This window comes from Victivallis sp. (assembly GCF_048170485.1).
In the GTDB taxonomy this organism is placed as follows: domain Bacteria; phylum Verrucomicrobiota; class Lentisphaeria; order Victivallales; family Victivallaceae; genus Victivallis.
The window spans coordinates 1-4,971 of record NZ_DBEXAY010000043.1 but is presented as its reverse complement, the minus strand read 5'-3'; the positions used below and the strand labels follow the sequence as shown (position 1 = coordinate 4,971).

Sequence of the window (4,971 nt, the reverse complement as noted above, 5' to 3'; positions counted from 1 at the left end):
GGACAATCCGTGTATTGTCCATCCCCCGTTGATTTCAACGAAAATAATGCTAAATTATTCGATATTTTCACAACCCGCCAAGGAGTCAGTTCCCATGAAACTGAAACAGAAATGCGCCGTCATCACCGGCGGCGCCAACGGAATCGGCCGCGCCGTCGCGGAACTCTTCGTCGCAGAAGGCGCCCGCATCGCAATTCTGGACTGCGACCGCAGGAACGGCGAAGCAGCCGCAGCCGCGCTGAACGGCAGAGCGCTGTTCCTCCCCTGTGACGTCTCCGACAGCCGCCAGGCTGACGAAGCGCTTCAAACCGCAGTCAGCCATCTCGGCACCATCGACATTCTGATCAATGACGCCGCCAGTCAACTCAACAAGCCACTGCTGGAAACCTCCGACGAAGAGTTCCGCAAGGTGCTGGACATCAATCTTACCGCAACCTTTCACTTCACCCGTGAGGCGGCGAAACTCATGATCGCGCACCGTCATCCGGGCGTCATCGTCAATTTTTCAAGCACGTTCGCGTTCGTCGGCTCCCCCGGCTACATCGCCTATCACGCCTCGAAAGGCGGAGTGGCCGCATTCACCCGGGCCGCGGCCATCGCCCTGATGCCGCACGGCATCCGCGTCAACGCCATCGCCCCCGGCACCACCGACACCCCGGGACTTCACGCCGGAGCACGCGATACCGGTGACGAGGCAAAAGGAATGGAATCCTTCCTCCGGTTGCAGCCGCTCGGCCGGTTCGGGCGACCGGAAGAGATCGCCCGCGCCGTGCTCTTTCTCGCCTCCGACGACGCCGGATTCGTCTATGGAGCAAACCTGCTGGCCGACGGCGGCTACACCATTATTTAAAGGCAAAAACGCCTTACGAAATCCACCCCAGAGAATTCAGGTAGATCGAGGCGATCGAGAGACGGTTCGCCTCGGTCGGCGCCTGGTCAAGCAGCCCCGAAAGCGACGGAGTCTTCAGCGTGAGATCGACCAGACTGTCCACATCGTCCGCCGTAAATCCGAAATCCGCCAGCTTCTCGGAGACGCCGACCGACACCAGCCATTTCTCCACGCCCTTGGCCGCTTTTTCCGCCTCGCCCGGCACGCCGGTCAGCCCCGGCACGATCGGCGCGAGAAGATCGGCCAGCACAACGGAACGGGCCGGATAGATCTCCTTGACGACCGCCGGCAGCAGAATCGAGAGACCGAGCCCGTGTGCGAGATCCGGACGAACCGCGCTCAGCGGATGCTCCAGCGCATGCGTGTAATGCAGAAGGCTGTTGTCAAAGGCGACCCCGGCGATCATCGCCGCGTAAGCCAGGAAATAGCGAGCCGTCAGATTGCCCGGCTCCCGGAGCGCCAGCGGCAGGTACTTCGAGACCAGTTTCACCGTTTCACTGGCCAGCATCACCGCCAGCGGATTGACGGAACGGCTGGTCGCCGCCTCGATCACATGATTCACCGCGTCGATGCTGACGAAGCGGGTCTGTTTTTCCGACAGAGTCGCCATCAGCGCAGGATCGTCGATCGCCCAGGTCGGATAGATGCAGTCGAAGGCGATGACCGGTTTGAAGTTCTTCTCCGTATCGGTCACCACGGCAAAGCGGTTCGATTCGGAGCCGGTTCCATGGGTCAGATTGACCGCCAGAATCGGCAGCGCCTCCTTCGGCGCGAATTCACAATTGAACAGCGCGGCGGCCGTCTTCCCGGGGTTCCGCAGCAGAATCGCCGCCCCCTTTCCGGCATCGATGGCGCTGCCGCCGCCGATGGCGATCACCGCGCCCGCTTCAATGTCCGCCCCGAGTGCGACCGCCGTATCCACCTGACCGGTCGTGGGATTCGGGGTGACGCCGTCGTACACGGCGTAACGGATGTTCACCCGGTCAAGCGCCGGAGCAATCTTTGCCCAGGCGCCGGTCACTTTATACGCGCTGTGGCCGGTGACGACCAAAGCGCTTTTGATTCCCCGGGCGGCCATCTGTCCGGCAATTGCGTCGATGGAGTCGATGGCGCCCACGCCGAAGTAGACATCGGTACGAGTCCGGATTACCTGCACATCACGGATATCCATTCCAGTATCCCACATGATAAAACCCTCCTCAATTTGGTTGGAACCCGCCCTTACGGGCCGTTCGACTACCATACCACAAAACCGGGATTTTTCAAGCGTTGACAGCCGGGTTTTTCTCAACTCTCCCGGCCGGCGACCGACTCCCGCTCCACCAGTCGATAGGGAATTTGCCGCGACACGCCCTGTGCCGGATCGTGAAGCAGCGTCTCGAGCAGATCGAGCGATTCCGACGCAATCCGGGCAAAATCCTGGCTCAACGTCGTGTGCGGCGGCGTGCAGAAACGGGAGCTGCTGTTTTCAAAGGAGATGACGGAGAGTTCCGACGGCACCTTTTTCCGAAAGAGGTTCAAGGCGAAATCGACCCGCAGACCGCTGCCCTCCCCGCAGGAGATCAGCGCGGTGGCCCCCGCCCGGATGATCCGCCCGATCTCCTCCAGCCAGGTTTCGGAAATTCCGTTCTGGATCAATGCGGGATCATTTTCACAGCGGAATTTCCGGACCGCCTGCAGAAAACCGGCCCGCCGGCGCTGTTTGGAGATCGTCCCCTCCGGGGAACCGTCGATCAGCAGACCGATCCGGGTATGTCCGCGGCCGGCCAGATACTCCACGGCCAGCGACATCCCCTGCTCCTCGTCGGAACTTACAGAAAAGGCGTTCTGCACCTCGCCGCCGAGGTTGTTGATCACCACCAGCGGAATGGCAAACCGGTTGTCCCAATTTCTGGCGATGTCGTTGTAGGCCGCACAGGCGACCGCACCGACCGGGAAGCAGCGGCGCAGCAGACCGAGGTCGCCCAGCGGAACCAGAAAACTCTGGAATCCCCGTCCGTGGATCTCCGAAAGCAGCGGCGGCAGAAGCTGATCGTGGTAGTTTCCCAGAACTGCCGTTCCGGCAAGCGCGGGCAGGATCACCGCGACCGCGCCTCTCTCCTCCGGCGGTTCCGGGTGGTAATGGAGCCGCCCGGCCGCCGTCAGCACCTGAAGCCGCACCGCTTCGCTCACATGGGGGAGCCCCCGGAGCACCCGCGACACGGTGGCGGGGGAAACGCCGCTCTCGCGCGCGATCTCCCGGATCCCCACTTCCGTCTTTCTGCGGCTCACGCCAGCTTCCTTTCCCTCTGCCGTGACCGGTCGCCCTCTACTTTGCCAGCGACCGGTGATATTTGATGACTCCGTCGGCGATTCCCCGGGCCAGCTTTTCGATGTAGGCGGCACTGTTCAGATTGAGCTCTTCCTGCCGGTTGGAGATAAACCCCACCTCGATCAGCGCGCCGGGACAGCGAATGTCGCGCAGCACGGCGAATCTGGCCCGCTTGACGCCGCGGTCGGTCGCACCGGTCCGCGCAAGAAGCGAGCGCTGAATGCTGTACGCCAGCACGATGTTGTTGGAATCAAAGGCATTGCCGTTGTATTTCGTCCAGATCGTCTTGCCGCCGTTGCTGGAAGGCGCGCCGGCGGGCGTCAGGCAGAAGGTTTCGACCCCCTTCACCGACCGGTCGGCGGCGGAGTTGATGTGCAGAGAGAGAAAAAGATCCGCCCCGTACTTGCGCTGCAGAGCGCTGCGCTTGTCCAGATCGAGGTAGACGTCGGAGTTCCGCGTCAAAATCACCCGGTAGCCGCAGGCGCCGAGAATTGCGCCGAGACGGCGGCCGAGCCGGAGTGTGATGTTTTTTTCCAGCGAACTTCTCCCGGCGGCGCCCCGATCCTTTCCTCCGTGGCCGATGTCCAGCATGATCGTCCGGATCGAATGGCGGAACCCTTTCCGGGAGCCGAGCAGCGGATCGATGGTCTTGGCAAGATCGAGCGAACTTACGTAAACCGTCCCGGCACGCACAATCGGGCTGAAGCACTGCGAAATGCGCACGCCATTGAGAAACATGTACCGTTTCTCCTGGTAGACCGTCAGCCGGTCGGTGCGGTCACTGAGCACCCGCGCCGTTTTGGTGCGGGCAAAACGCATGCTGTGACGCATCGCCACATCATACAAATTGGAATAACTGCGGCCGGAAACGGTGACGGTCCGCACCCCCGCCGCTTCCACCGCTCCCGCCGTCACGACGGCAAGCAGCGCAATCCACAGAAATCGCACACCCACTCAGCGCCCCTCCGCGGGTTCGAGCCGGACCTCTCCGACGCTGTCTTCGACCGGCGGATACATGGCCGGAATCTTCGGAGCGATCATCACCGCTTCGCGCAGGGAACCGAGCACGAACGCTTTCGCTTCGCAGAGCGCCTGCTCCCACGAGAGTTCCAGCGCAAAGGCCGCCGCCAGCGCGGAGCTCAACGTGCAGCCGGTCCCGTGCGAAGCGGTCTCCACGCCGGAGAGCCGGGGCGAACCGAGCCGGTAAACCCGCCCTTCCCGGCAGACGAAGTCGACTGCGGATTTTCCTCCGTTGCGGGCGTGACCGGTCTTGAGCAGAACCGAAACGCCCCAGCGCTCATGGCACTCGAGCGCGGCCCGGCGGAAATCATCCGGTCCGGAAAGCCGGCGCCCGAGCAGCAGCTCCGCCTCCGGAATGTTCGGCGTGATCCAGTCTGCGAGCGGAATGAGCCGTTCCCGGACAAGTTCGACCGCTTCTTCCGACAGCAGTCGCGCGCCGGAGGTGGAAACCATCACCGGGTCACAGACCAGACGCAGTCCGCGTTCCTCGACCACTTCGGCCACCGTTTCGACAATCTCCGCATTGCAGAGCATGCCGCTCTTGGCGAAACGGACCGGAATCCGGTCCATCACCGTTTCAATCTGACACCGGACCCCTTCCGCGGGGACAGGGTCCACCCGGCGCACCTCGAGCGGATTCTGCGAGGTGACGGCCGTAAGCGCCACGCACCCGTAGACGCCGAACGCGTTGAAGGTCCGCAGATCGGCTTCGATGCCCGCCCCGCCGCCGGAGTCACTCCCGGCGATGGTG

The 4,971-nt window shown here is 62.8% G+C and carries 5 protein-coding genes; 1 reads left to right on the top strand and 4 read right to left on the bottom strand.

Translation table 11 applies throughout. The annotated features are described in order from the left end of the window. Positions 1-94 precede the first annotated feature (94 nt). Positions 95-850, top strand: a complete 756-nt coding sequence (locus ACMLHG_RS02295) for an SDR family NAD(P)-dependent oxidoreductase (protein ID WP_294435129.1) — start codon at positions 95-97, stop codon at positions 848-850. Positions 851-863: 13 nt separating this feature from the next. Here the strand turns inward: ACMLHG_RS02295 and ACMLHG_RS02290 are convergent, their stop codons facing one another. From ACMLHG_RS02290 to thiD, 4 genes are all read right to left on the bottom strand, one after another. Continuing rightward, positions 864-2,075 (bottom strand): iron-containing alcohol dehydrogenase, encoded by a 1,212-nt coding sequence (locus ACMLHG_RS02290; RefSeq protein WP_417169411.1) that lies wholly within the window; start codon positions 2,073-2,075, stop codon positions 864-866. A 101-nt stretch (positions 2,076-2,176) separates the two neighbouring features. After that, on the bottom strand, positions 2,177-3,160 hold the full coding sequence (locus tag ACMLHG_RS02285; RefSeq protein ID WP_294435126.1) for a LacI family DNA-binding transcriptional regulator: 984 nt from the start codon (positions 3,158-3,160) through the stop codon (positions 2,177-2,179). A 37-nt stretch (positions 3,161-3,197) separates the two neighbouring features. After that, positions 3,198-4,154 (bottom strand): N-acetylmuramoyl-L-alanine amidase family protein, encoded by a 957-nt coding sequence (locus ACMLHG_RS02280; protein WP_294435124.1) that lies wholly within the window; start codon positions 4,152-4,154, stop codon positions 3,198-3,200. After that, on the bottom strand, positions 4,155-4,971 hold an 817-nt coding region (thiD, locus tag ACMLHG_RS02275; protein ID WP_417169410.1), incomplete at its 5' end, for a bifunctional hydroxymethylpyrimidine kinase/phosphomethylpyrimidine kinase.

Coding starts and splice junctions, on each gene's coding strand:
- ACMLHG_RS02295 (WP_294435129.1), top strand. CDS start 95: ATGAAACTGAAACAGAAATGCGCCGTCATCACCGGCGGCGCCAACGGA.
- ACMLHG_RS02290 (WP_417169411.1), bottom strand. CDS start 2,075: ATGTGGGATACTGGAATGGATATCCGTGATGTGCAGGTAATCCGGACT.